This is a genomic window from Streptomyces coelicoflavus (assembly GCF_045041415.1).
GTDB classification, from domain to species: Bacteria; Actinomycetota; Actinomycetes; order Streptomycetales; family Streptomycetaceae; genus Streptomyces; species Streptomyces coelicoflavus.
The window spans coordinates 92416-117850 of record NZ_CP108219.1; the positions used below are offsets into that span (position 1 = coordinate 92416).

A 25435-nucleotide genomic window follows, 5' to 3' on the forward strand; every position below is an offset into this window, starting at 1 on the left:
AGCACCGGCCGCGCCTCCCTCCGGCCCGGGTCACCCGGGCCGGAGGGAGGCGCGACCCCGTCGGAGCCCCGTCGGAGCCCCCGCTCCCTCGGTGTCGGGTCAGCTCTGGCGGACTCCCCGGCGCCAGATCGCGCTGATGTCGAGCGTGTGCGAGATGGCGTCGAGCGGGTCGCCGTCCACGAGGAGGAGGTCGGCGCGCAGACCGGGCGCGATCCTGCCGCGGTCGCCGAGTCCGAACCGGCGGGCCGGCACGGAGGTCGCGGCCGCGAGCGCGGCCCGCGGGGACAGCCCGGCCCGGACGAGCAGGGCGAGTTCGTCGTGGACGCTGGCGCCGTGTGCGACCCCGCCGTGGCTGGGCACGGGGACGGAGGCGTCGGTGCCGGCGAGCAGGTCGACGCCCGCCGCGTGCAGGGCGGCGACACTGTCCAGGACGTGCTGGAACGTGCCCTGGGGATAGGAGTTGAACGAGCCGCGCAGTGTGTCGAGCCACGGCTGCGACAGGCGGTCGGCCACGCGGGGGTCGTCGGCGAGGTGTGCCGCGGTGCGGCCCATGAGCGAGGAACTGACGGTCAGGCAGGGCGTGACGAAGACGTCGGCGTCGCGCAGGGCTTCCACGACGGAGTCGTCCGCGCGCTGGTCGACGAAGAGGTGGGCCAGGCCGTCGACACCGGCGTCGAGGGCCTGGCGGGTGGCGGCCAGGGTGATGGCGTGCGCGACGACCTTGAGTCCCAGCCGGTGGGCCTCGTCCACTCCGGCCTCGATGGTTTTGGGGTCGATCATGGGAAGGCCGGGGTGGCCCATGGTGGTGCCCTCTTCGATCATCACCTTGATGTAGTCCGCCCCGGCCGCGGCGAAGGCCTGGACATGGGCGCGGGCCTCGTCGGGCGTGCCGACCGACGGCATCTGCCATCCCTCGTGCTCGCCGGCGGCCGGGTCGTGCTCGCCCAGGTCCTTCATGAGTTCGCTGGGGTGGCCGCCCTTGGCCATCATGGCGATCAGCGCGGAGCGCACGTCGGCGAGGGTGTCGTCGTCGCCGACCTCGGTGCGCTGCTCGGGCGTCCAGTAGCCCTGCATCTCCAGTTCGGTGGTCACACCGAAGCGCAGCGCCTGGCGCAGGGAGTCCACCGAAGTGTGTACGTGGCTGTCGATCAGGCCGGGCAGCAGGAAGCCGCCCTGCGCGTCGACGACCTCGGCGTCCCGGGGCGCGTCCGGGGCACCGACGGCGGTGACGACCCCGCCCTCCAGGGTGAGGGTGGTGGCGTCCAGCGGCTGTGCGCCGTCGAAGATGCGGGCGTTGGTGATGTGTGTGGCAGTCATCGGGTGTCCTTCCATGAGAGTTGCCGGGATGCGCGGGCGCTGCGCGCGGGGGTCGGGCGCCGGCCGCCGGGCTTGCCGCGCAGGGGTACTTCCTTGATGAGGAGCGACGCCGGCAGCGCGGCGAGAGCGATCAGCGAGGTGGTGAGGAAGATCAGGTGGGTGGCATGGACGACGTCGGCCAGGTAGGCGTCCCGGGCGGCATCCGACAGGCGCCCGGCGGCGCTCGTGGAGGGGGCGTCCTCGCCCGGCGACCGGCCGCCGCCGGTGACGGCACCGGTGAACAGGGAGGCGAACACCGCGAGGCCCAGGGAGCCGCCGAGGTTGCGGAAGAGGTTGGTGGCCGCCGAGGCCGAGCCGATGTCGCGCAGCTCGACCGCGTTCTGGGCGATGGTGTTCGACATCTGCAGGGTGAAGCCGGTGCCCGCGCCGACCAGAGCCATGTAGACGGAGGTCGTGAGGCGGGAGGTGCCGGTGTCCATGGTGGACAGCAGCCCCGTTCCGGTCACGAGGAACAGCGAGCCGAGAACCGGAAAGATCTTGTAGCGGCCGGTGGCCGTCATGACCCGGCCCGCGATGTTCGAGGTGATCAGGGTCGCGATCATCAGCGGAAGCAGGAGGAGCCCGGAGTTGGCTGCCGAAGCGCCCTGGACGACCTGGAGGTACAGCGGCAGGTAGAGCGTGGCTCCGAACAGCGCCACACCCGTGACGGTGAGCAGGACGGCGGAGAGCGGGAAGTTGCGGTGGCCGCTGTAGATGCGCGGCGGCATGAGCGGTTCGGCGACGCGTCGTTCGGTGGCGACGAACCCGGCCAGCAGGACGCTCGCGGTGAGCGCGAGGGCGATGATCTGCCAGGAGCCCCAGGCATAGGTACTGCCCGCCCAGGTCGCGGCCATGACGAACGCGGAGACGGCGCCGGTGAGGAACGTGATGCCCCACCAGTCGAGGGTGATCCTTCCCTGCCGCTTGGCCGCGGGCACGTGCAGCATGATCCCGCACCAGGCGATGCAGACCAGGCCGATGGGCACGTTGATGTAGAAGGCCCAGCGCCAGCCGAGGTGCCCGGTCACGAAGCCGCCGAGCAGGGGGCCGCCGAGCTGGCCCAGGGCCGTGACACCGGCCACCATGCCCTGGTAGCGCCCCCGCTCCCGCGGCGGCAGCAGCGTGCCGATGAGAGCGAACGCGCCGGCGCCCATGCCGCCGGCGCCCAGCCCCTGAAGCACCCGGAAGGCGATCAGCCAGTCGATCGAGGACGCCGCGCCGCACAGTACGGACGCGACGAGGAACAGCACGATCGACGTGAGGAACACCGTCTTGCGGGGGAAGAGGTCACCCAGCTTCCCCCACACGGGAGTGGAGCACGCCGTGGCCAGGGTGTAGCCGGTCACGACCCACGACATGTGCTCCAGACCGCCCAGGTCGGCGACGACGGTCGGCATGGCCGTGCCGACGATGAGCGCGTCCAGCATGGACAGCAGCAGAGCCAGCATGATGCCCAGCAGGACCCAGCGGACGTTCTTGGGCACGTCGGCCGGATCGGAGGACGCAGGCGTCGGGCCCGCTCCGGAGAGGGACGGCACGAGGGATCACCCCTTCACGACAAGGCGGTCGGTTCGAGTCGACCGGACCACGGACCACAGTAGCGAACATGTTCGTAGCGAACAAGTTCGTTGCGAGATCGCTCATCGTGATCGCGGTTGTGATCGTGGTCGTGATCGTGGTCGTGATCGTGGTCGTGCTGTCGCTTCGGCGCGGGGCAACGCGGAAGCGGTCCGCCGGCCGGGCCGGCGGACCGCTTCGGTGCGTGGGGCGTGCGGAACCGTCAGTCGCCCAGGATGTCGGTCACCTTGAGGTTCTCCACGTCGACCTCGGCGACGGTGAGGTCGTCGTTGAGCACCCACGCCGTCTTCGAGTCGGCGCTGAAGCTGATCGCCTGGCGGGGGCCCTTCAGCTCGCCCTTCGGGCCACTCTCGACGGTGCCGATCACCGAGTTGTCCGCAGTGTTCACGGCGGTCAGGGTGTCGTCCGCCATGTTCCCGGACAGCAGGACCGAACCGTCGGGGGACAGCGCCGCACCGTAGGGCTTGTCGCCCACGTGGACGCTGGTCCTCTTGCCGGAGACCAGGTTGACGACGGAGATCTCGTCGGACTCGCTGTTGGCCGCGTACAGCCGGTCGCCCGCGCGGTTGACGGACACCGCACGCAGGCCCTTGAATCCGCCGATCGTCTCCGGATCGGCGTCCTTGTTCTTGAGGTCGACGACCGAGACCTCGCCCGTGCCGTAGTTGGTGACGTACAGCGTGTCGCCCGAGTGCGAGAGCTTGGTGCCCTGCCGCGGCTCGTGGAAGCCGGTGATGACGTCCACCGGCCGGTTGTTGGCGAGGTCGACGACCGTGACCGTGTCCGCCGCCGCATTGTTGGCGTACAGCCACTTGCCGTCCGCGCTCTGCGCGGTGCCGAACACACCGGCCCCGAGCGGCAGACGCTGCGTGACACGGAAGCCGAACACGGAGATGCGGTCCACGACTCCGCGCGCGCTGTCGGACACGGTGAAGCTCTTGCTGTCCGGGGCGAACAGGATGTTGCGCGGGCTGACGTACCCCTTGATCTCCGCGACCTTCTTGCCGCTGGGTACGTGGATCACGACCAGATGGTTCGAGTAGGAGTTCGTCGCCACGGCGAACTGCTCGTTCGGGCTGACCGCGAGCGTGTTGTTGGTGGCGTCGACGGTGGGGTCGCGGTCCTCGGGCTCCTCGGGGTCCGCGACCTCGACCTTGCTGGTGTAGGCACCGAAGTCCACCACGGTGGTGGTGAACCCCTTCGACGACGACTTCTTCTCCGGCGCGTCCGCGCTGGCCGTGGTCACCGCCGCACCGGACAGGGCGAGCGCGGCGAGCGCGGTGGTGGCGATCATCGTCCGGCGCGTGGTCCTGAGGCGTTTCACCTGGGCTGTCTCCTTGATTTGAGTGTCCCCCCGCCGCGCATGACCGGTCTTCGGGCGCTTGTGGCGCCGGATTTACCTCGAAGGACCGGTTCGCGTGCTCCGTCGGCTCTGCAACCGTTGTCATAAAGGGGTACGCCGCCGCGCCACGTGGTGTTGAAGGAGAAGTGGATCAATTCGGGACGCCGTCGCGGGAACGGCGGTCCTCCGGAACACCCCACCCGGCGGGGTGGTGCCTGCGCTACCGAGGCTCGGCAGTGGACGGGATCGAGACGCGGCGGGCTCCGGAGGAGGCTGATCCATGTCAGCAGGAGCGTTCAGCCGCCCGACCGTCCAGCAGGGAGTCCCCCCGTGTCTCAGCACCGTGCCTCGAAGTCCCGCCTGCGCCGGCGGTCCGCCATCGCGGTCTCCGCCCTCGCGGTCCTGGGCGGCGCCGTGGCGGTGTGGCTGCCCTCGGCCAGCGCCGACCAGCCCGCCGCCCGCCCGAACGCGAAGGTGCAGCGGAGCCTGGACGGCCTGACGCGCGACCACGGCTTCCCGGCCGCGCTCGCCTCGGTGCGCGACGAGAAGGGGCACACCCGCAACTACACCGCCGGGGTGGGCGACCGTCGCAAGAAGCGCTCCCGCGTCCCGGCCGACGGACAGGTCCGGATCGCGAGCACCACCAAGCTGTACACGGCGACCGTGGTCCTCCAGCTGGTGGGCGAGGGCAAGGTCGGTCTGGACACCACGGTGGAGACCTACCTGCCGGGCCTGGTGCGCGGCGACGGCATCGACGGCCGGAACATCACCGTGCGGCAGCTGCTCCAGCACACCAGCGGACTGCCCAACTACACCGAGACCATGCCGAAGTTCTCCGAGTGGCGGCACACCTTCGTCGACGACCACGACCTGCTCGACATGGCGTTCAAGGAGAAGGCGTCCTTCGCCCCGGGCAAGGGCTGGGAGTACAGCAACACCAACTACACCCTCGCGGGTCTGATCGTGCAGAAGGTCACCGGCCGTCCCATCGGCGAGGAGATCACCGACCGGATCATCGAGCCCCTCCACCTGCGCCACACCTACTGGCCCCGTGAGGGCGAGCAGACCATCCGTGAACGCCACCCGCACGGCTACGCGTCCGACGAGCCCGGCGGTCCCCTCACGGACGCCACCGAGGTCGACCCCTCCTGGGGCGGCGCGGCCGGGCAGCTCGTCGCCCGCCCCAGCGAGGTCAACCGCTTCCTGACCGCGCTGATGGACGGCAGGCTCCTCGAGCCCGCCCAGCTCGAGGAGATGCGGACCACGGTCGAGGCCAAGGGCCTGCACGACGGCTGGCGCTACGGCCTGGGCATCGTCGAGATGCCGCTGAGCTGCGGCGGCGTCGCCTGGGGCCACGGCGGTGACTTCGACGGCTACGAGAACCGCAACGGCGTCACGGACCGGGGCCGGGCCGCCACCGTCGCCGTGACGGCGCTGCCCTCCACCCTGGAGGGCGCCGAAGCCGTCAACAAGGCCCTCGACACCGCCCTGTGCACGCGCTGACCCCGACCCCGCTGACCCCGGCCCCGCTCACCCCGCCGACCACTTCCGCGTTCCGCAAGGAGACCGTCATGTCCGTCCTGCCCAAGCCCAGCCTCCGCCGCACCCTGACCGCCCTGAGCGGGGTCGCCGCGGCCCTCGCCCTGTCCGTGCCCGCGGCCGGCGCGCTGACGAGCGGCACGACGACCGCCACCCCGGCCGCGCACGGCCAGGACGCCTTCCGGGGCCGGACCGACGCCGCCGTCCGCAAGAGCCTCGAGGCGCTGGTGAAGGAGGACGGCTTCCCCGGCGCGCTCGCCTCCCTCAGCGACCCGGGCGGCCGCGCCCGCAACTACACGGCCGGCGTGGGCAACCTCAAGACCGGGTCCAAGGTGCCCACCGACGGCCAGGTGCGCATCGCCAGCAACACCAAGATGTTCACCGCGACCGTGGTCCTGCAACTGGTCGGCGAGGGCAGGATCGACCTCGACGCGCCGATCGAGACGTACCTGCCGGGTCTGGTGCGCGGCGACGGCATCGACGGCCACGACATCACCGTGCGGCAGCTGCTCCAGCACACCAGCGGACTGGCCGACTACGACGAGGAGGTCGTGAAGGACTACCTGACCAAGCAGCAGCACCGCTACTTCGAACCCCGCGAGCTCGTCGAGTTCGGTCTCGGCAAGAAGGCGCTGTTCGCCCCCGGCACCGGCTGGAGCTACAGCAACACCAACTACGTCCTGGCCGGCCTTCTCGTGCAGAAGGTCACCGGCCGTCCCGTCGGCGAGGAGATCACCCACCGCATCATCGAGCCGCTGGGCCTGCGGCACACCTACTGGCCCGGCGTCGGCGACCAGACCATCAAGGGCCGCCACCCCCACGGCTACTTCGCCACCGCGCCCGACACCCCCTACACCGACGTCACCGAGCAGGATCCCTCCGCCGGCTGGGCCGCGGGAGGACTCGTCGGCACCCCCAGTGACCTCAACCGGTTCCTCACCGCGCTCCTCGACGGCAAGCTCCTCGAGCCGGAGCAGCTCAAGGAGATGAAGACCACCGTCGACGCCCCCGACCTCGACACCGTCGGCGACGGCCACTACGGCCTCGGCCTGGCCACCTTCAAGCTCAGCTGCGGCGGCTACGCCTGGACCCACGGCGGCAACGCCCCCGGCTACACCACCCGCAACGCCGTGACGGAGGACGGCCGGGCGGCCACCATCGCCGTCACCGCGCTGCCCACGACCCTCCCCGCCGCCGAGCACATCGAGGCCGCCCTCGACACCGCGCTCTGCACCCGCTGACGGGCTGCGGGCTGGCGCACCCCCCCCCGGTTCTACTCCGGGGGGTTGGTGTCGTCGGCCCACGCGTACTCCAGTACGTGCGCCACCTCCCGGGCCCTCTCGGTCCCCTCGACGCGGGCGACGAGGTGCAGGGCCATGTCGATGCCGGCCGAGATGCCCGCGCTGGTCACGATGTGCCCCGCGTCGACCCACCGCTGCTTGGTGCGCACCTCGACGTCCGGGAACGAGGCGAGGTCGTCCAGCACGCTCCAGTGGCTGGTCGCGGGCAGCCCGGCGAGGAGCCCGGCCGCCGCGAGGACCAGGGCGCCGTTGCAGACGGACGCCAGGAGCGTGCCCGCGTCCGCGAAGGACCGCATCCGTGCCAGATGCGTCTGGTCGTTTCGGAGGTGGTCGATCCCGGAACCGCCGGGATGGATGAGGAGGTCGGGCCTCGGGCCGTCGTCGACGGCACCGTCGGGGGTGACGGCCAGCCCCAGGCTGCACCGCACGGGTCCCCCGTCGAGGCTCGCGGTGCGGACGACCACGTCCCGGTCGGTCAGCTCCTGCCAGAAGCGCAGGGTCTCCCACGGGCCGAAGGCGTCCAGCTCCTCCACGCCGTCGAACAACAGCACGGTGACTCGGTACGGAACGGTGTCGGGCATGACGGACCGGCCTCTCTCGGAAGGGTGCGGGGCGGGCGAACAAGCTAACGCGATTCCGGGCCGCCGGAGCCGCCGCGGACCGGTGACGAGTACGACACCTACGAAATGGCCGGCCCCGGGAACTCGCGGCGGTCCCGCGGCGACTACTGCACCGAAACCACTCGGCCGAACCACTCGGCCCGGACCGCTCGGGTCCATGAACCACTCGGCCGGTCAACCACTCGGCCCGTGGGCGATTACGGTGCGCACCACTAGGAGTTCCATGTCGATGAAACGGCCGGCCGCCGCCGCCCTGGCCGCGGCCTTCTGTCTGCTCACGGCGGCGTGCGGCTCCTCCTCCGGCACGGCGGACGACACCGCCGGCAAGGCCGCCGGACAAACGTCCGGCTACCCGGTCACGCTCGACAACTGCGGCCGGAAGCTGACGTTCGAGAAGGCTCCCGAACGGGTCGTCGTGATGAACGGCGCGTCCGTCGCCGAGGTCTCCACACTGCTCGCCCTCGGCCTCGAGGACAAGATCGTCGCGAACCAGCAGGGCTACGGCAGGTCCGAGGTACCCGGCCGGGCCGACGCGATCAAGAAGCTGCCCACCGGCGGCATCACGCTCAACGGCGCCGGTGACATCCCCCGCGAGGCCATGCTCGGACTGCGCCCCGACCTCGTCCTGTCCGTCACCTCGTACGGCTACGAGCAGAAGAACGGCTTCGCCACCCGCGAGCAGCTCCAGCAGGTGGGTGCCAACAGCTACATCTCCCCGCAGGGCTGCGACGACGACCCGTCGAAGATGACCGTCGCCGACAGCTACCGACTGCTGCGCGACATGGGGAAGATCTTCCACGTCGGTGACCGGGCCGAGAAACTGATCGCCGCGTCCGAGAAGAAGATCGCGGCCGTCAGCGGGAAGACCGGGACGGACAAGCCTCCGAAGGTCATGGTGCTCTTCGCCAGCCCGACCGGCAAAACCGACTTCAGCCTGGTCTTCGCCAAGGGCATCGTCAACGACATCCTCGCCGGGGCCGGCGGCGTCAACGCCTTCGAGGACTCCTCCGAGACGCTCTTCGCCAACGTGAGCAAGGAGAAGGCGGCCACCACCGACGTCGACGCCCTCGTCGTGATCGACGCCAGCGGCACCGACGCGGCGGCATACGCCAAGCAACTGCTCAAGGAGTTCCCCCAGTGGCCGGCCGCCAGGACCAGCACGTACGTGACACTGTCCGACTCGATGTACCTCGGCCCCAGCAACGACCTGGCCGTGAAGAAGATCGCCGAGGTGCTGCACCCCGACGCCGGCTGAACCGGCTCACGCTGCCCCTGGCGTTCGTCCTCCTGCCCGTCGCCCTGGCCGCCACCATGATCGTGGCGATCGGCGTCGGCGCGGTCAACGTACCCGTCGGCGACGTGTGGCACATCGTCGTCCACCACGTCACCGGATCCGGTACGGCACCCGCGGATCCCGCCCTCGACCAGATCGTGTGGAACTTCCGCGCTCCCCGCGTCGTCCTGGCGGCCCTGGCGGGCGCGGGCCTGGCCGTGTCCGGTGCCGTGTTGCAGAGCGCCGTCTCCAACCCCCTGGCCGACCCCACCGTGCTGGGCTTCTCCTACGGCGCCACCCTCGGCGCCGTCCTGGCCATCACCCTGGGCGGCTCGGTGGCCGCCGCCGGCCTCGGCGTCTCGACGGCGGCCTTCCTGGGGGCGATGGTGGCGGGAGCCCTGGTCTTCGCGCTGGGACAGCGACGCGGACGCATGGCCCCGACCCGACTCGTGCTGGCCGGGGTGGCCGTCGGCTACGTCTTCCTGTCGGCGACCAGCTTCGTGCAGCTCCACGCCTCCCCGAACGAACTGCGCACGGTGCTGTTCTGGACCCTGGGCAGCGTCGCGGGCGCCCAGTGGGACCAGCTCCCCACGGTCGCCGTCGTGGTGATCGCCACGACCGTCCTGCTGACCCTCTTCGGCCGCCGGCTCAACGTCCTGCTGGCCGGCGACGAGTCCGCCACCGCGCTCGGCGTCGACGTCAACCGGCTCCGCATCGTCCTGCTGGTGCTCAGCGCCCTGCTGACCGGCACCGTCATCGCGGTCGCCGGCGGCATCGGCTTCGTCGGCCTGATGATCCCGCACCTGGTCCGGCTGAGCACCGGCGCCGACCACCGCCGCCTGCTGCCCCTGACCGCCCTGCTCGGCGCGGTCTACCTGGTCCTCGTCGACCTGCTCTCCCGCACCCTCGACCGCCCCAACGAGCTGCCCCTGGGCATCCTCACCGCACTCCTCGGCGCACCCTTCTTCCTCTGGCTGCTGCGCCGCAACAAGGCCATGGACTGACGCATGCACCTCACCGTCGAACGGCTCCACATCGCCCTGGACGGCAACCCGATCCTGCGTGACGTGAACCTGGAGGCACGCACGGGCGACATCGTGGGACTCGTCGGGCCCAACGGCAGCGGCAAGTCGACCCTGCTGCGCACCGTCTACCGCTCGCTGCGCCCGGCGGACGGCGTCGTGCGGGTCGGCGACGACGACGTGTGGAAGCTCTCCGCCCGCGCCGCCGCCCGGCGCACCGCGGCGGTGCTCCAGGACTCAGGCGGCAACACCACCGGCCTGACCGTCACCGAGATCGTCGCCCTGGGCCGCGCTCCGCACCACGGCCTGCTCGGACGCGACGGCGCCGAGGACCACCGGGCCGTCGAGGACGCCATCGACCACTGCGGCGTACGGCCCTACGCCGCACGCGACTACGCCTCCCTGTCCGGCGGGGAACGCCAACGCGTCCTGCTGGCGCGGGCACTGGCGCAGGACCCGCGCCTGCTGGTGCTGGACGAACTCACCAACCACCTCGACATCCGCGCCCGCTTCGAGCTGCTGGAACTGGTCCGCGCCACCGGGATCACCACCCTGGCGGTCCTGCACGACCTCGACCTCGCCGCCCGGCTCTGCGACCACCTCGTCGTCCTGCACGAGGGCGCGGTGGTGGCCGCGGGCGCGGTCCTGGAGGTGCTGACGCCGCAGGTCCTCGGGGAGGTCTTCGGCGTACGGGCGAGCACCCGCCGGCACGACGACGGCGTCATCCGCATCACCTACGCCGCCCAGCCGCTCGCCGCCGACGTGCCGCCCCCGCGCGGGTGACCCGCACGACACCGGGGAACTCCACCCGGGCGCACGGCGACCCACTGGGGGACGGCTCCACATGAACGAGGGAGCCGGCGCACACCTCCCGGGGCGCACCCACACCTCGGAGACCGTCAGGAGACGCACCATGGCACGTATCGGATACCTCGTCACCGGCATGACCTGTGAGCACTGCGCCGCGAGTGTCACCGAGGAGGTGTCCCAGGTGCCCGGCGTCACCGACGTGAACGTCGACGTGAGCGCGGGATCGGTCGCCGTCGACGGCACCGGCCTGGACGACGCGTCGCTGCGGGCGGCGATCGAGGAGGCGGGATACCAGGTCACGGCACTCGTACTGGCCTGACGCGGGCCGCGTTGCGGCGGCTGCTCCGGAGTGGAGTCCGGCAGGGAAGGCACCCGGGTGTCCGGCTTCTCCCGGTGGGTGCCAGGATGAGTTGCCATGGCTGCCGACGGGGCGTTGCGCGCGTTGCGGGCCGCGGTGTTCGCGGCCGTCTGCGTGGTGCTCGCCGGCCTGGGCCACGTGCTGATGTCCGGCCACGGGCTGCCCTGGTGGGTCCTGCTGTCCGGCCTCGCGGCGGTCGGCGCCGTGGGCTGGTCCTTCGGCGGCCGGGAGCGGCGGGGCGCCGCGGTGGCCGCCCTGACCGTGACCGTGCAGGCGGCCCTGCACGTCTGCTTCACCCTCGCGCAGTCCCCCGCCCGGCCGTCCACGGCGGCGGCCGGTGGCACGCAGAGCGTCCAGGAGTGGGCGCGGTACCTGCTCTGCGGCGCCGACCCGACCCCGGCCCAGGCGGCCCGCGCCTACGGCATCGCGCAGCGGGCCGGTCTGACCGAGCACCTGCACCACGGGCCCGGTCACACCACGGGGGCCGTGCCCGCGACGGGCACCACGGACATGTCGGGGCCGGCCGCCCTGCTCCACCTGGGGCACATGACCGGCACCGCGTCCTGGGGCATGCTCGCCGCCCACCTGCTGGCCGCCGTCCTGTGCGGACTGTGGCTGGCGCAGGGAGAGCGCGCGGCCTTCGCCCTCGTACGCGCCTGCGCCGACCGCGCTTTCGTGCCGCTGCGGCTGGTGCTCGTCGTCCTCGTGCCGCCGGCGGGACCGCCCGCCTTCCGGCCCGTCCGGCGGACCCGTAGGCGGCTGCGGCGGCTCCTGCTCGTGCACACCCTCGCCACCCGTGGCCCTCCCCGGGGGACCGCTGTCGTCTGACAGCCGGTGCACCGCCGTCGCGCCCGATGCGCCCGGCGGTCCCCGTGCGCGCGTGCGCGCACGGGTCTCCCACCCGTGCGGCGGGCCCATGGCCCCCGGGCCCCACCTCGGCGCCGCCGTACGGAATCCTGCCGAGGAAGGACCACGGGACCATGATCCCTGCTCTGCCCGCCGTGACCGACGAGACGGTCACGGCATGGGCGCTCGCCGCCGCCGGCGGCGACAGCGAAGCGGTCGACCGCTTCGTGCGCGCCCTCCAACGTGACGTACTGCGCTATGTGGCGTACCTCGCCGACGACACCCAGGCCGCCGACGACCTCGCCCAGGACACGTTCCTGCGGGCGCTGACCGCGCTGCACCGCTTCGAGGGCCGCTCCTCGGCCCGCGTGTGGCTGCTGTCCATCGCCCGCCGGGCGGTCGCCGACAACATCAGAGGGGCCGCCCGCCGGCCGAGGACGGACACCACCGCCGACTGGGAGGACGCGGTCGAGCGCGCCCGCCCGGCCGGTCTGCCCGGCTTCGACGACGGAGTCGCCCTGATGCACCTGGTCGAGGCCCTGCCCCGGGACCGGCGCGAGGCCTTCCTGCTGACCCAGGTGTACGGCCTGCCGTACGCGGACGCCGCGCAGGTGGCCCGGTGCCCGGTCGGCACCATCCGCTCCCGCGTCGCGCGGGCCAGGCTGAACCTGGCGGAAATGATGGCCGACGAACCCGACACCACACCCCGGTACGCACCGGCCGTGGCCTGACGGGACGTCATGGTCCGTGCCCGCGCCGCTGCCTGGGCACGCGAGCACGGACCGTGGGCCCGCGTGGTCAGGCATCCTCCATGTGAGTGGCCGGGACGGCGGTGTGCGGCGCGACGGACCTCGCGGGGGCCGTCGCGGCCGCGGTCGCCGTCCACGGGGTGCCGGTGGCGAGAGCTTCCCGCCAGGGGCGCAGCGTGCGCGGGGGCAGGCCGGCGGCCAGGACGGCGGAGAGCCGGTCGCCGGTTCGGTAGGCGACGAGGAAGCGGCCCCGCGCCAGGTCTCCTTCGACGAGGACGTGCTGGTCGTGGCCGCGCGGGTGTCCGTAGGCCTGGAGCCTGACGCCGTACTGGTCGGTCCAGAAATACGGGACCGGTGCGAAGGGCCGGGGCCGGTCGGGGTGGAGCAGGTTGTGCGCGACGGTCAGGGCCTGCTCGGCGGCGTTGGTGCGGTGCTCGACGCGCATCGACGCGCCGAACCGGGGGTGGTGCCAGCGGGCCACGTCCCCGACCGCGTACACACCGGGCGCCGCCACGCAGAACCGGTCGCACACCAGCCCGTCCGCCACGTCCAGACCGCTGCCGTCGAGCCATTCGGTGTTCGGCACCGAGCCGACGGCCAGCAGCACGTCGTCGGCGCGGACGATGCTGCCGTCGCTCAGCAGCACGGCGCCGACGCGTCCTCCGGGGCGGCTCTGGACACCGCTGACCGAGACGCCGGTGCGGACGTCGACGCCGTGCGCCCGGTGCGTCCCGGTCAGGAACCCGCCCACCGTGTCGCCCAGGACGCGCGCGAAGGGCAGCGCGGACCGTTCCACGAGCGTGACCTCGACGCCGAGCGCCCGCGCGGTCGCCGCCGTCTCGGTGCCGGCGAACCCGGCGCCGACGATCACCAGACGGCGTCCCGCGCGCAGCCTCGGCCTCAGCGCCAGGGCGTCGTCCAGGGTGCGCAGCACGTGTATCCCGTCGGTGCCGTCCGCGCCCGGAACCGACGGCCGGCGCGCGCGGACCCCGGTCGCCACGACCAGGGACCCGTACGGGAGACGGGTCCCGTCGTCGAGGTGCACGAGGCGCTCCGCGGGGTTCACCCCGGTCGCCGCGGTGCCCAGCCGCATGTCCAGGCCGAGGGTCCTGGTCTCCGCCGGGCTGCGCAGCGCGAGCCGGGGAGGATCCCAGGCGCCGCTGAGGAACTGCTTCGACAACGGCGGCCGGTCGTAGGGCGGATGAGGTTCCGCACCGACCACCACGAGCCGGCCGGCGTACCCCAGCCGGCGCAGTGCCGCCGCGGTGGTCAGTCCGCCCGCGGAGGCGCCGACCACGACCACCGGACGGTCGCTCACGTCGCCACCAGCTCGATCGCCGCACACTCGTCCTGCTCCATGTTCATCCGCACGGGGTCACCTCTATCGGTTGTCCATTTACCCACCCGTTTGGTGAACACCGTAAGCCGGTCAACGGTGTTCGGACAACGAACGCAGGACGACGTTCCGGACGCGCGCGGCGGTGTCCTACGCAAGCCCGCGCGGCCTCACCCCATCATCAGCGCGGACGCGCGAGGCGCGAGGAAGTGGTCCATCACCAGTTCCCCGGCGCCGACGGCGGCCACCTGGTCGCCCACGGCGGATCCCTGCACCAGGACCCGCTCGCGTGCCACCAGTTCGCGGGCGACGAGGTCGGGGACGACGGGGAGGAACGCCGGACCGAGCCGGCTCCACAACGGGCCGCCGAGCACGACCCGTTCCACGTCCAGCAGGTTGACCAGCACGCCCAGACCGACCGCGACCCGCCGCGCCGCCCGCTCCAGGAGACGAGAGGCGACGGCGTCGCCCGCGGACGCGAGGTCGCACAGCGCGGAGCAGGCGTCGTCCACCGCGACGTAGTCGTTGAGGTTCGGCAGCGGCATCAGGCCCACCCGGGCCGCCTGGAGGACGAGTGCCTCCGGAACGCAGGCGGCCGCCAGACCGCCGCGCCGGCCGCTCCACTCCAGCTGCTCGGCGTCGGGGTCAACGACGAGGTCGCCGACCTCTCCGAGGTTGTTGGTGGTGCCCCGTACGACCTGGTTGTCCAGGACGATCGAGGCGCCCACGCCCGATCCCAGGTAGAGGAAGACGAACGTGTTGGACCCCGCCCCGCAGGAGCGGAGCTCCGCCGTGGCGGCGGCCGTGACGTCCTTGTCGAGGAGGACGGGCAGTCCGGTCGCCTCGTGGAGGTCCGCGCGGAGCCGGACGTTGCGCCAGTCGGGCAACTGGGGCGGGTCGAGCAGGAGTCCGGCGTCCACGTCGAGCGGTCCCGGGGCCGCGATGCCCAGCCCGAGCACCCGGTCCGTGGCGATGTCCGCCTCGGTGAGCAGTCCGTCGACCACCTCGGCGATGACGGCGGTCGTCCGTGCCGGGTCCGTGGCCTGCGGGGTGCGTTCCTGGCGCCCCAGCCGGACCCGGCCCTCGAGATCGAGGAGCACGACGGTCAGCCGGGCGGGGTCGATGTGCACGCCGACCGAGTACGCCCCGTCCCGGTCGATGACCAGCGGGATGCTCGGACGTCCCCGGGCACTGCCGGCCGGCGCGCTCTCGCGGATCAGCCGGTCGTCGATCAGCCGGCGGGTGATGTTGGAGATGGTCTGGGAGCTCAGGCCGGACTCCCGTTGCAGGTCGGCCCGGCTGACCCCGGGGGAGCGACGGACCAGGTCCAGCACCACCGCCTGGTTGTAGTCCGCCAGCCGGAGTTGGTTGCTCCCTCGCCGCATGTACACCTCCGTGCGTCCGTGGAGGACCGGTGATCGACACGGCCCTCGCCTCATTTAATCCAGCGGGTTGATGATAGGTGCTCAGTAGGCCGCCGCGTCCGAGGATGCCTCGGATTGTGTCGTTGCCGGACACTTGCGGGACCTAAGACCCTTGACGTCGAGCGATTCCCCTCCTTACGATCGCCGAAATTTACTCAATCCAATGGATAAAAGCACGGAGTGGAACCACAGTCAGGAGAGGTGACGCAATGAGGCGCAACCGTGTCCTTGCCGGTGCCGCGGCCGGAATGCTGCTGGGAGGGGCACTGACGGCCTGCTCGAGCTCGGCGGACGACGACGGTCCGGTGACCGTCAAGCTGCTGGAATTCCAGGAGGCCCGCGCCGAGGTCGTCGAGGACCTCATCCCGCGGTTCGAGAAGGAGATGGCGAAGCAGGGCAAGGAGATCAAGGTCGAACTGGTCGCCGACCCCCTCACCGACGAGCAGTTCCGGACCAAGATCACGCAAGAGCTCCACTCCGGCTCCGCACCCGACGTCATCGACATGGGCGGCACCAACGTGACCGGCCTGGCCGGCGCCGGCTACCTGCTGAACCTCGACGACCACCTGGACGGCTGGGACGGCTGGGACCAGTACTACCCGTCGGTGAAGGAAGGCGCCCGGCAGCCCGACGGCAGCTTCTACTCCATTCCGCACGAGGCCAGCATCCAGAGCCTCTTCTACCGCGAGGACGTGCTGAAGAGGCTGGGCATCGACACCTCGCAGCCGCGCACCTGGGACGAGCTGATCGGCAGGCTGAAGCAGGTCAGGGCCAAGACCGGCGAGGCCCCGCTCGTCCTGCCCGCCGGCACCGCCTGGGGCGGCGGATCCTGGTCGGAGGGCTTCCTCCCCGTCATGGCCGGCACCGGCAGCACCTTCTACGACGCCAAGACCAAGAAGTGGGACGTCCGCAGCCCGGGACTGTCGGCCGCCTTCGGCCTGTACGCGAAGCTCGTCGCGGCCGACCTGCTCCCCGTCCGGGACCTTCAGAACCCGAACCCGTGGGAGCCCACGAAGTACGAGAAGTTCGTCGAGGGCACCCTCCCGGTCGCGGCCCAGGGCAGCTGGGGATGGAAGTACGACTGGGGCCCCGAGGGCGCGGCCCCGATCGAGGACGTGCGCGACAAGGTCGGCACGTGGGACTACCCGGCGCTGGTACCCGGCACCGAGCCGTACTCGGTCGGCGGCGGCGGATTCGGCTACAGCGTCAACGCCGACAGCGCGCACGCCGACGCCGCCGTCGAGCTGGCCAAGTGGCTCAGCTCCGGCACGGCCCTGGCCGAGCAACTGGCCGCGGTGGGGGCGGTCGCCCCGCGCAAGGGCCTGGCGGACACCGCCCCGTACAAGGACGAACCGTCGCTGATCGAGGCGGAGCGCAAGCTGGGGTCGAGCGTCCAGCCGCCGCGCGGCGACGGCGAGGACCAGGTGTCCCAGGCGGTCCAGGAAGCCACGGAGAAGATCCTGTCCGAGGACGCCGACGGCGACGAGGCCGCAGACACCTTCGCGACCGAGGCCGAGGAGCTGCTCGGCGACGCCCGGGTGGCGCGATGACCACGGCCGGGGCCACCTCCGGCCGAACGGCCCGAACGGCCCGAACGGCCCGAACGGCCCGAACGGCCCGAACGGCGCAGAAGGACCGGACGCCCCGGGCGCCCTGGACGGGGCGCGAGGGGCGGGCGCGCTGGGCGCTGCCCCTCTTCCTCGGGCCCTCGGTCCTCCTGATCGCGGTCTTCGTCATCGCCCCCGCCGGCTACGGCCTCTACCTCGCCCTCACCAACACGCAGCTGACCGGCTTCGCCGCCCGCGACCCGCAGTTCGTCGGGCTGGACAACTTCCGCACCCTGCTCGGCTCCGGCGACTTCCTCTCCTCGCTGGGCCGCACCGGTCAGTTCGTGTTCTGGTCGGCGATCGTCGGGCAGACGGTGCTCGGCATGCTGGCCGCCCTGCTGCTGCGCCAGAAGTGGCTGCGCGGCAAGGGCGTCTTCGGGGCGCTGGTGCTGCTGCCGATGGTGGTCCCCGAGGTCGTCGCGTCGCTGACCTGGGCGAGCGTGCTCTCCTCCGACGAGGACGGCACCTTCAACCGGCTGCTCGCGCTGTTCGGCGGCGGCGCGGCGGCCCCGCTCCAGGACTCACCGATGACGTCCATCGTCATCATCAACGTATGGCGGGGCATCGCGTTCGCCATGATCATGTTCCAGGCGGCGCTGGAGGGAGTCCCCGACGAACTGATCGAGGCGGCGCGGATGGACGGGGCGCGCGCACACCAGGTCTTCCGGCACATCACCCTGCCGCTGATCCGCGGGCCGGTTTTCCTCTACCTGCTGCTCACCACCATCACGACGGTCGGCGTCTTCGGCCTGGTCTACTTCCTCACCCAGGGAGGTCCGGGACACCAGACGGAGCTGGCCTCCGTCTACATCTTCCAACGGGCCTTCCAGTACTCGCAGATCGGCCTCGGCAGCGCCGCCTCGGTGATCCTGCTGGTCCTGCTGACGATCCTGGGCGTGACCTACGCCCGGCTGGCCAAGGTGGAGGTCTGATGGCGGCCACGACGACGACGGCCGAGACCCGCAAGGCCGCCGGGCCCGCCGCCCCGCGCCGCGGCACGCCGGGGTGGCGGACCGTGCAGCGCGCGGTGCAGTACGCCCTGATGGTGCTGCTGGCTCTGTTCTGCGTCGTGCCGTTCGCGTGGGTCGTGCTGACGGCGGTGGACGCCGACGGGGGATCCACCGTCACCCTGCCCTCGTTCACCCTGGACAACTTCACCCGGTTCTTCACCGACGGCGACACCCCGCGACTCTTCCTGAACAGTGTCGTCGTCTCGTTCGCGGCGACCGCGCTCAACCTGGCCTGCGGCGTCCTCGGCGCCTACGGACTGTCCCGCTACCGGTTCCGCGGGCGCCGGACCTTCATGTTCTCGATCCTGCTCATCCGGGTGATCCCGCCGCCCGCGACGATCGTGGCCCTGTACCTGCTCATGGTCAAGATGCACCTGGACGACAGCTACCTGGGCCTGATCCTGGTCGAGGCCGCGTCCGCGCTGCCGATCACCCTGTGGCTGCTCAAGGGCACCATCGACGCCGTCCCGTTCGAGCTGGAGGAGGCGGCCTGGCTGGACGGGAGCACACGGTTCGGCGCCGTGCGCCGCATCGTCCTCCCGCTGGTCGGCCCCGGCCTTGGCGCGGCGGCGATGCTGACGTTCATGGCCGTGTGGGGGGACTTCCTCACCCCGCTGGTGCTGCTCCAGTCGCCGGACCTGTATCCGCTCTCGATCGGCCTGTTCCGCGCGTTCACCGCGTTCAACCAGGTCGACTGGGGCGTGCTCGCCGCGAGTTCGGTCGTCTACACGGTGCCGCCCGCCGTGCTCTACGTCTTCCTGAGACGCCACCTGATGCGGTCGAACCTCAGCGGCGCCGTCAAGAGCTGACCGCTCCCGCCCACCCACCCAGCCCGTCCCGCGGCTCGTACGACACGTATGAGCCCGTACGACATGCACGCGCCCGTACGGCATGTACGAGCGCGTACGACACGCACGAGGAGACGCTCCCTTGGTTGACGACAATCCGAACGGCCGGGTGCAGCTCGACGCCACCGCGCTGGCGATGCTCCGGGTCCGGCGGTTCACCACGTACCGGATCCGGCCCGCCGTCCACCGCGAGAGGCGTCCGACCCGGATCACCGCGTGGACCGTCGGCGGCGAACCGGTACCGTTCGCCGACGCCGTGACGCAGCCGTATCTGCCCTTCGAGGTCGGCCGGCGGTGGGGGCGGCCCTGGGACACGACCTGGTTCGACGTGCGCGGCGAGGTGCCGGCCGACTGGGCGGGGGGAAGCGCCGAGCTCCTCGTCGATCTCGGATTCACCGGTGACCAGCCGGGCTTCCAGGCCGAGGCCATGGTCTACCGGCCGGACGGGGAGATCCTCAAGGCGATCGAGCCGTACAACTCCTGGGTCCCGCTGCCCGATCCCGGGCCCTTCCGGCTGCTGGTCGAGGCGGCCGCGAACCCGATCGTCCAGGTGCCCTACGCCTACGAACCCACCGTGATGGGGGACAGGGCCACCGCCGGGGACCAGCCGCTGTACCGCCTCACCGAGCTGTCGGTCGCGTGGCGGGACCAGGAGGTGTGGGAGCTGCTCCAGGACGTGACCGCGCTCGACGGACTGGTCGACGTCCTGCCGGCGCACGGGTCGCGGCGGGCGGAGATCGTGCACGCCCTGGAACGGATGGTCGACGTCATGGACCCCGAGGACGTGGCGGGCACCGCCGCGCTCGGCCGGGAGGTCCTGGCACCGGTGCTGGCCGGCCGCGCACCGGACAGCTCGCTGATCGTGTCGGCGGTCGGCCACGCGCACATCGACTGCGCCTGGCTGTGGCCGACCCGGGAGACGGTGCGCAAGGTGGCGCGGACCTTCGCCAACGTGCTGGATCTCAGCGAACGCCACCCGGAGTTCGTGTTCGCCGCCTCCTCGGCACAGCAGTACGCCTGGCTGAAGGAGAGCCAGCCGCGCCTGTTCGAACGGGTCCGCAGGGCGGTGGCCGACGGCGTGATCCGGCCGGTCGGCGGCATGTGGGTCGAGTCGGACACCAACATGCCCGGCGGCGAGGCACTGGTCCGCCAGTTCGTGCTCGGCAAGCGCTTCTTCGCCGAGGAGTTCGGGGTGGAGAGCGACGAGGTGTGGCTGCCGGACTCGTTCGGCTACACCGCGGCGATGCCGCAGATCGCCCGGGCCGCGGGCGCCCGGTACTTCCTCACCCAGAAGCCCTCCTGGAACGAGACCAACCCGATGCCCCACTCCAGTTTCCACTGGGAGGGCATCGACGGGTCCCGGGTCTTCACCCACTTCCCCCCGGCCGAGACCTACAACTCCGACCTCGGCGCCGCCGACCTCGCGCGCACCGAGCGGTCGTTCCGGCAGAAGGGGCGGGCACGGCACGTCCTCGGCCTGTACGGGTGGGGCGACGGCGGGGGCGGCCCCACCCGGGAGATGCTGGCCGCGGCCGAACGCAAGCGCGACCTCGACGGATCGCCGCGGGTGCGGATGGACGACCCCGGCAGCTTCTTCCGCACCGCCGAGGCGGAGCTGCCCGAGCCGCCGGTGTGGGTCGGCGAGATGTATCTCGAACTGCACCGCGGCACCCTGATCTCGCAGGCGCGCAGCAAACGCGGCAACCGCCGCAGCGAAGCCCTGCTCCGCGAGGCCGAGCTGTGGGCGGCGACCGCGGCCCTCCGCGAGGGAGCCCGGTACCCCTACGACGAGCTGCGGCGGGTCTGGGAGACGGTGCTGCTGCTCCAGTTCCACGACATCCTGCCGGGCACCTCCATCGCCTGGGTCCACCAGGAGGCCGAAGCGGAGTACGAGCGGGTGGCCGGCGAGCTGGAGACGCTGATCACCACCGCGCTCGACGCGCTCCGCGCGAACACCGGCGACAGCGCCCCGGTCGCCGACGACGCCACCCCGGTCGCCGCCGACGCCGCCCCGGCTGCCGACGACACTGTTCCGGCCGCCGCCAACGCCACCCGGATCGCAGCCAACGCCGGCCCCTACCCCCGGCACGGCGTACCGGCGATGGGCGTCGGACCGGTGACGGCGCCCGCGGCGGCCCGGCCCCTGCGCCGGGACGACCGGATCGTGCTCGACGACGGGGCGCTGCACGTGGAGATCGACGACCGGGGCACGCTCGTGTCGGTCCGCGACCTGCGCGCGGACCGCGAACTGCTGCCGCCCGGTGTCGCGGGCGGTGTCCTCCAGCTCTTCCGCGACACACCGCGCGAGTGGGACGCCTGGGACATCAACGACGAGGACAAGCGCAGCGGCACCGACCTCCTCGCACCGGTGGCCGTGGACATCGTCGACGACGCGGTCGTGGTGCGGCACGAACGCGGGCGGACGGTCCTCACCCAGTCCGTCCGGCTGTGCGAGGGACGGATCGACTACGCCTTCGACATCGACTGGCACGAGTCGCAGAAGCTGCTCAAGCTGGCCTTCCCGCTGGACATCCGCACGGACCGGTCCACCTCGGAGATCCAGTTCGGCCATCTGCACCGGCCGATCCACCGGAACACCTCCTGGGACGCGGCCCGCTTCGAGACCGTCGCGCACCGGTGGATCCACGTCGGCGAGCCCGGCTACGGCGTCGCCATCGCCAACGACGTGGTCTACGGCCACGACATCCGGGGCGGCCGGACCCCCGACGGCCGGTCCATGACCACGGCCCGGCTGTCGCTCCTGCGCGCCCCCCGCTATCCGGACCCGAACGCGGACCAGGGACGGCACACCTTCTCCGTCAGCCTCCGCCCCGGCGGGATACCCGACGCCGTCGCGGACGGGTACGCCCTGCAACTGCCCCCGCGCACGGTGCCGGGGCCCGCGGTGGAGCCGCTGCTGGAGGTCACCGACCGCGCCGTCGTCGTGGAGAGCGTCAAGCTCGCCGAGGACCGCTCCGGGGACCTCGTGGTGCGCCTGTACGAGGCGCACGGCAACCGTTCCCGCGCGAGCGTGCGGACCGCGTTCTCCTGGAGCGAGGCCGTCGCCACCGACCTGCTGGAGCGTGCCGTGGACGGTACGGCGGTCCGCGCGTCGACGCCCGGCCGCGAGGTCGCGCTCGAGCTGCGCCCCTTCGAACTGCTCACCCTGCGCTTCCGCGCCCCGGTGGCCTGAGGGTCTGAGGGTCTGAGGGGCCCTCTCCCCTCTCATGCCACCGGCCGAAGCACACACCCCACCGGCTCCCGGCGCCATCCGCCGAGGAGCCCGACGGAAAGGCTGTCCCCATGGCGCTCGACCGGTCGTCCGACCAGCCCCGGCCGGAGTATCCGCGGCCGCAGTTCCGCCGCGACCGCTGGCTGAACCTCAACGGCACCTGGGAGTTCGAGATCGACCGGTCCGACACCGGCCGGGAGCGGGGCCTGCTCGAACGGGAGCTGGCCGGTGAGATCCTGGTGCCCTTCGCCCCGGAGTCGGCGCTCTCCGGCGTCGGGGAGCAGGACTTCATGCGTGCGGTCTGGTACCGCCGTACGGTCACCGTGCCGCCGGACTGGCGGGGCGGCCGGGTGCTGCTGCACTTCGGCGCGGTCGACCACGACGCGACGGTGTGGGTGAACGGGATCGAGGCCGGGCGGCACCGGGGCGGCTTCTCCGGCTTCTGCGTCGACATCACCGACGCCGCTCCCGCAGGGACGCCGGTGCCCGTGGTCGTGCGCGCCCGGGACGAACCGGACGCGCCGCAGGCCAGGGGAAAGCAGTCGGCCGCCTACGCGCCGAACGGGCCCCTGTACGGCCGCACGACGGGCATCTGGCAGACCGTCTGGATGGAACCGGTGCCCCGGGTCGCCGTCCGCCGTCCGCGGATCACGCCCAACCTCGCGGCCGGGGCCTTCGACGTGCAGGTGCCGCTCTCCGCGAACCTGCCCGGCGGTACGGTCCACGTCACGGTCCGCGACGCCGCCGGTGAGGTGACCGGCGCCGGTGTCCGCGCCGACCTGGACCTCGCACCGCGGCTGAGCCTCGTGCTGCCGCCGGAGCGGATCCGCCCGTGGTCGCCCGCGGACCCGCATCTCTACGACCTCGACATCGAGTTGCGGGACGCGGTCGGGCGGGTCGTCGACAGGGTGGAGTCGTACGCCGGTCTGCGCGGCGTCGCCGTCACCGGCAGGCAGATCCGGCTCAACGGCGAGGTCGTCTTCCAGCGGCTGGTGCTGGACCAGGGCTACTACCCGGACGGGCTGATGACCGCGCCCAGCGACGCCGACCTGGTCCGGGACATCCAGCTCGGGATGGCGGCCGGGTTCAACGGGGCCCGGCTGCACCAGAAGGTCTTCGAGGAGCGCTACCTCTACCACGCCGACCGGCTGGGCTACCTGGTGTGGGGCGAGTTCGGCGACTGGGGCTGCAACACCGGCCAGGGGCAGTCCACCAACCAGCGGCCGGACGCCTCGTACGTCCAGGAGTGGCTGGAGGTGCTCGACCGGGACCACTCCCACCCGGCGATCGTCGGCTGGTGCCCGATGAACGAGACCTGGCAGGAGTACGGGGACCGGATCACCGCCCTGGACGACGTGATGCGCGCGATGTTCCTGGCCACGAAGGCCCACGACACCTCCCGCCCGGTGCTCGACACCTCCGGGTACGCGCACCGGATCACCGAGTCGGACGTCTTCGACAGCCACGACTACGAACAGGACCCGGACACGTTCGCGGCCAACCACGCCGCACTCGGCGCCGGCGAGCCCTACGTGAACCGGGCGGACGGCACCGGCGAGTCCTGGTCCGTCGGCTACCGCGGCCAGCCCTTCTTCGTCAGCGAGTTCGGCGGCATCTGGTGGAACCCGGCCGAGGCGGACCGTCCCCAGTCGGAGGCCACCTCCTGGGGGTACGGCAACCGGGTGCGCGACGTCGAGGAGTTCCACACCCGCTTCGAGGGACTCGTCGGAGTACTGCTCGCACACCCGGACATGTTCGGGTACTGCTACACGCAGTTGACCGACGTCTTCCAGGAACAGAACGGCGTCTACGCCTTCGACCGGTCGGAGAAGTTCGAGACCCGGCGCATCCGCGCGGCCCAGCTCCGCCCCGCGGCGATCGAAGCCGCCGAGCGTCCGGCGCGCTGAAGAAGGTCCCGGTGTGGTGTCGGTGATCTGTCGGTGATCTGTCGGTGCGGTCGGCCGGATGTCGGTGCGCCCCGGCATCGTCCGGATCACGGCCCCGGAGTCCACCCGGCGGCCCCTCCCGAAGGAGCCATCATGCACACCCCCGTCACGATCATCGGCGCCGGACTCGGCGGGCTCACCCTGGCCCGTGTCCTGCACGTCCACGGCATCCCGGTCACGGTCCACGAGGCGGAGTCCTCCCCGACGGCGCGTTCGCAGGGCGGACTGCTCGACATCCACGAGGGCGACGGGCAGCTCGCCCTCGAGGCGGCCGGTCTGACGGACGCGTTCCGCGCCGCCGTCCTGGAGGGCCGCCAGGCGATGCGGGTCCTCGCGCCGGACGGGACCGTGGTGCTGGACCAGGCGGACGACGGCACCGGCGGACGCCCCGAGGTGGACCGCGGTGACCTGCGCCGGATCCTGCTCGACTCCCTTCCGGCGGGCACCGTACGGTGGGGCCGCAAGGCCGACCGCGTCCGCCCCCTCGGCGGAGGCCGCCACGAAGTGGCCTTCTGCGACGGCGACACCCTGGTCACCGACCTGCTGGTCGGCGCGGACGGCGCCTGGTCCCGGGTACGGCCCCTGCTGTCCGCCGCCACTCCCGAGTACCTCGGCAAGTCGGTCGTGGAGACCTACCTGTACGACGCCGCCGTACGGCACCCGGCCGCGGCGAAGACGGTCGGCGCGGGGATGCTGGTCGCCACCGCACCGGGCAGGGAGATCTTCGCCCACCGCGAGAAGGACGACACCCTGCACGCCTACGTGGGACTGGCCGAGCCGCAGGACTGGTTCGCCGCCGTCGATTTCACCGACCGTGCCGCGGCCACCGCACGCATCGCCCGGGAGTTCGACGGCTGGGCGCCGGAACTCACGGCGCTGATCACCGACAGCGACGAAGCACCGGTCCTGCGCCCCCTGTTCGCCCTGCCTGCCGGACACCGGTGGGACCGGGTACCGGGAGTGACCCTGCTCGGCGACGCCGCCCACCTCGCGGCGCCCAACGGCGAGGGGGCCAACCTGGCCATGCTCGACGGCGCCGAACTCGGTGCGGCCCTCGCCGCGCACCCCGGTGACCTCGAGCGGGCCCTGACCGAGTACGAGCAGGCCATGTTCCCCCGCAGCGCCGAGGCCGCCGCCAACGGGTTGCCCGATCTCGAGGCCTTCCGCGACGCGGCCGGGGCCTGAGCACGGGTGCCCGGGAGCCTTCGCTCCTCTCCCGAAGGGGGAGAGGAGCCGGG

20 protein-coding genes are annotated in these 25435 nt (G+C 72.1%); 14 read left to right on the forward strand and 6 right to left on the reverse strand.

The window, feature by feature from the left end; genetic code table 11:
• Positions 1 to 99: 99 nt before the first annotated feature.
• The 3 genes from OHA99_RS36325 to OHA99_RS36335 all read right to left on the reverse strand — a co-directional run bounded on the left by OHA99_RS36325 (position 100) and on the right by OHA99_RS36335 (position 4258).
• Positions 100 to 1317 carry an amidohydrolase family protein gene (locus OHA99_RS36325; RefSeq protein ID WP_331727825.1) on the reverse strand — a complete coding sequence of 406 codons (1218 nt, stop codon included), beginning with the start codon at positions 1315 to 1317 and terminating at the stop codon, positions 100 to 102.
• The gene (locus tag OHA99_RS36330) at positions 1314 to 2804 is read right to left on the reverse strand and encodes an MDR family MFS transporter (RefSeq protein ID WP_331728224.1); all 1491 of its coding nucleotides are present in this window, start codon (positions 2802 to 2804) and stop codon (positions 1314 to 1316) included. The genes OHA99_RS36325 and OHA99_RS36330 overlap by 4 nt, the downstream gene beginning before the upstream one ends.
• 332 nt (positions 2805 to 3136) lie before the next feature.
• On the reverse strand, positions 3137 to 4258 hold the full coding sequence (locus OHA99_RS36335) for a YncE family protein (RefSeq protein ID WP_331727828.1): 1122 nt from the start codon (positions 4256 to 4258) through the stop codon (positions 3137 to 3139).
• A gap of 348 nt (positions 4259 to 4606) precedes the next feature.
• Between OHA99_RS36335 and OHA99_RS36340 the strand changes: the two genes are divergently transcribed.
• Positions 4607 to 5779 (forward strand): serine hydrolase domain-containing protein, encoded by a 1173-nt coding sequence (locus tag OHA99_RS36340; protein WP_331727831.1) that lies wholly within the window; start codon positions 4607 to 4609, stop codon positions 5777 to 5779.
• 68 nt (positions 5780 to 5847) lie between these two features.
• Complete coding sequence (locus OHA99_RS36345; RefSeq protein ID WP_331727835.1) at positions 5848 to 7056, forward strand: serine hydrolase domain-containing protein; 1209 nt, start codon at positions 5848 to 5850, stop codon at positions 7054 to 7056.
• 32 nt (positions 7057 to 7088) lie between these two features.
• On the opposite strand, the gene OHA99_RS36350 is transcribed toward OHA99_RS36345, so the two are convergent.
• Complete coding sequence (locus tag OHA99_RS36350) at positions 7089 to 7697, reverse strand: DJ-1/PfpI family protein (protein WP_164386861.1); 609 nt, start codon at positions 7695 to 7697, stop codon at positions 7089 to 7091.
• 262 nt (positions 7698 to 7959) lie between these two features.
• Between OHA99_RS36350 and OHA99_RS36355 the strand changes: the two genes are divergently transcribed.
• The 6 genes from OHA99_RS36355 (at position 7960) to OHA99_RS36380 (ending at position 12776) form a co-directional block, all read left to right on the forward strand.
• Positions 7960 to 8991: an ABC transporter substrate-binding protein gene (locus tag OHA99_RS36355; protein ID WP_153182195.1), complete on the forward strand. Its 1032-nt coding sequence runs from the start codon at positions 7960 to 7962 to the stop codon at positions 8989 to 8991.
• Positions 8992 to 9047: 56 nt separating this feature from the next.
• Entirely contained in the window at positions 9048 to 10013 is a 966-nt protein-coding gene (locus OHA99_RS36360) for an iron ABC transporter permease (protein ID WP_329433952.1), read from the forward strand.
• Positions 10014 to 10016: 3 nt separating this feature from the next.
• Positions 10017 to 10814, forward strand: coding sequence for an ABC transporter ATP-binding protein (locus OHA99_RS36365; protein ID WP_164386860.1), 798 nt, complete (start codon positions 10017 to 10019; stop codon positions 10812 to 10814).
• A gap of 130 nt (positions 10815 to 10944) precedes the next feature.
• The gene (locus tag OHA99_RS36370; protein ID WP_153182198.1) at positions 10945 to 11160 is read left to right on the forward strand and encodes a heavy-metal-associated domain-containing protein; all 216 of its coding nucleotides are present in this window, start codon (positions 10945 to 10947) and stop codon (positions 11158 to 11160) included.
• A gap of 96 nt (positions 11161 to 11256) precedes the next feature.
• Positions 11257 to 12027 carry a hypothetical protein gene (locus OHA99_RS36375; protein ID WP_331727843.1) on the forward strand — a complete coding sequence of 257 codons (771 nt, stop codon included), beginning with the start codon at positions 11257 to 11259 and terminating at the stop codon, positions 12025 to 12027.
• A 152-nt stretch (positions 12028 to 12179) separates the two neighbouring features.
• Positions 12180 to 12776, forward strand: coding sequence for a sigma-70 family RNA polymerase sigma factor (locus OHA99_RS36380; protein WP_007446188.1), 597 nt, complete (start codon positions 12180 to 12182; stop codon positions 12774 to 12776).
• A 67-nt stretch (positions 12777 to 12843) separates the two neighbouring features.
• Here the strand turns inward: OHA99_RS36380 and OHA99_RS36385 are convergent, their stop codons facing one another.
• On the reverse strand, positions 12844 to 14112 hold the full coding sequence (locus OHA99_RS36385) for an FAD-dependent oxidoreductase (protein ID WP_331727850.1): 1269 nt from the start codon (positions 14110 to 14112) through the stop codon (positions 12844 to 12846).
• Positions 14113 to 14300: 188 nt separating this feature from the next.
• Positions 14301 to 15515: an ROK family transcriptional regulator gene (locus tag OHA99_RS36390; protein ID WP_164386846.1), complete on the reverse strand. Its 1215-nt coding sequence runs from the start codon at positions 15513 to 15515 to the stop codon at positions 14301 to 14303.
• Positions 15516 to 15763: 248 nt separating this feature from the next.
• Here OHA99_RS36390 and OHA99_RS36395 point away from each other — a divergent pair, with 248 nt between their 5' ends.
• The 6 genes from OHA99_RS36395 to OHA99_RS36420 all read left to right on the forward strand — a co-directional run bounded on the left by OHA99_RS36395 (position 15764) and on the right by OHA99_RS36420 (position 25382).
• On the forward strand, positions 15764 to 17104 hold the full coding sequence (locus OHA99_RS36395; protein ID WP_331727853.1) for an extracellular solute-binding protein: 1341 nt from the start codon (positions 15764 to 15766) through the stop codon (positions 17102 to 17104).
• Positions 17101 to 18093 carry a sugar ABC transporter permease gene (locus tag OHA99_RS36400; protein ID WP_331727856.1) on the forward strand — a complete coding sequence of 331 codons (993 nt, stop codon included), beginning with the start codon at positions 17101 to 17103 and terminating at the stop codon, positions 18091 to 18093. Before OHA99_RS36395 ends, OHA99_RS36400 begins: the two co-directional genes overlap by 4 nt.
• Entirely contained in the window at positions 18093 to 18980 is an 888-nt protein-coding gene (locus OHA99_RS36405) for a carbohydrate ABC transporter permease (RefSeq protein WP_282882200.1), read from the forward strand. The genes OHA99_RS36400 and OHA99_RS36405 overlap by 1 nt, the downstream gene beginning before the upstream one ends.
• Positions 18981 to 19155: 175 nt before the next feature.
• The gene (locus OHA99_RS36410; RefSeq protein WP_331728228.1) at positions 19156 to 22212 is read left to right on the forward strand and encodes a glycoside hydrolase family 38 C-terminal domain-containing protein; all 3057 of its coding nucleotides are present in this window, start codon (positions 19156 to 19158) and stop codon (positions 22210 to 22212) included.
• A 110-nt stretch (positions 22213 to 22322) separates the two neighbouring features.
• Positions 22323 to 24158, forward strand: coding sequence for a sugar-binding domain-containing protein (locus OHA99_RS36415; RefSeq protein ID WP_331727862.1), 1836 nt, complete (start codon positions 22323 to 22325; stop codon positions 24156 to 24158).
• A gap of 132 nt (positions 24159 to 24290) precedes the next feature.
• Positions 24291 to 25382, forward strand: coding sequence for an NAD(P)/FAD-dependent oxidoreductase (locus OHA99_RS36420; protein ID WP_331727864.1), 1092 nt, complete (start codon positions 24291 to 24293; stop codon positions 25380 to 25382).
• The last annotated feature ends 53 nt before the right edge of the window (positions 25383 to 25435 follow it).

Bases quoted from the DNA above. Each gene is read 5' to 3' on its own strand.
- OHA99_RS36380 (WP_007446188.1), top strand. From the start codon at position 12,180: ATGATCCCTGCTCTGCCCGCCGTGACCGACGAGACGGTCACGGCATGG.
- OHA99_RS36345 (WP_331727835.1), top strand. From the start codon at position 5,848: ATGTCCGTCCTGCCCAAGCCCAGCCTCCGCCGCACCCTGACCGCCCTG.
- OHA99_RS36355 (WP_153182195.1), top strand. From the start codon at position 7,960: ATGTCGATGAAACGGCCGGCCGCCGCCGCCCTGGCCGCGGCCTTCTGT.
- OHA99_RS36405 (WP_282882200.1), top strand. From the start codon at position 18,093: ATGGCGGCCACGACGACGACGGCCGAGACCCGCAAGGCCGCCGGGCCC.
- OHA99_RS36370 (WP_153182198.1), top strand. From the start codon at position 10,945: ATGGCACGTATCGGATACCTCGTCACCGGCATGACCTGTGAGCACTGC.
- OHA99_RS36365 (WP_164386860.1), top strand. From the start codon at position 10,017: ATGCACCTCACCGTCGAACGGCTCCACATCGCCCTGGACGGCAACCCG.
- OHA99_RS36390 (WP_164386846.1), bottom strand. From the start codon at position 15,515: ATGCGGCGAGGGAGCAACCAACTCCGGCTGGCGGACTACAACCAGGCG.
- OHA99_RS36410 (WP_331728228.1), top strand. From the start codon at position 19,156: ATGCTCCGGGTCCGGCGGTTCACCACGTACCGGATCCGGCCCGCCGTC.
- OHA99_RS36395 (WP_331727853.1), top strand. From the start codon at position 15,764: ATGAGGCGCAACCGTGTCCTTGCCGGTGCCGCGGCCGGAATGCTGCTG.
- OHA99_RS36330 (WP_331728224.1), bottom strand. From the start codon at position 2,804: ATGCTGGCTCTGCTGCTGTCCATGCTGGACGCGCTCATCGTCGGCACG.
- OHA99_RS36360 (WP_329433952.1), top strand. From the start codon at position 9,048: ATGATCGTGGCGATCGGCGTCGGCGCGGTCAACGTACCCGTCGGCGAC.
- OHA99_RS36420 (WP_331727864.1), top strand. From the start codon at position 24,291: ATGCACACCCCCGTCACGATCATCGGCGCCGGACTCGGCGGGCTCACC.
- OHA99_RS36375 (WP_331727843.1), top strand. From the start codon at position 11,257: ATGGCTGCCGACGGGGCGTTGCGCGCGTTGCGGGCCGCGGTGTTCGCG.
- OHA99_RS36400 (WP_331727856.1), top strand. From the start codon at position 17,101: ATGACCACGGCCGGGGCCACCTCCGGCCGAACGGCCCGAACGGCCCGA.
- OHA99_RS36325 (WP_331727825.1), bottom strand. From the start codon at position 1,317: ATGACTGCCACACACATCACCAACGCCCGCATCTTCGACGGCGCACAG.
- OHA99_RS36350 (WP_164386861.1), bottom strand. From the start codon at position 7,697: ATGCCCGACACCGTTCCGTACCGAGTCACCGTGCTGTTGTTCGACGGC.
- OHA99_RS36415 (WP_331727862.1), top strand. From the start codon at position 22,323: ATGGCGCTCGACCGGTCGTCCGACCAGCCCCGGCCGGAGTATCCGCGG.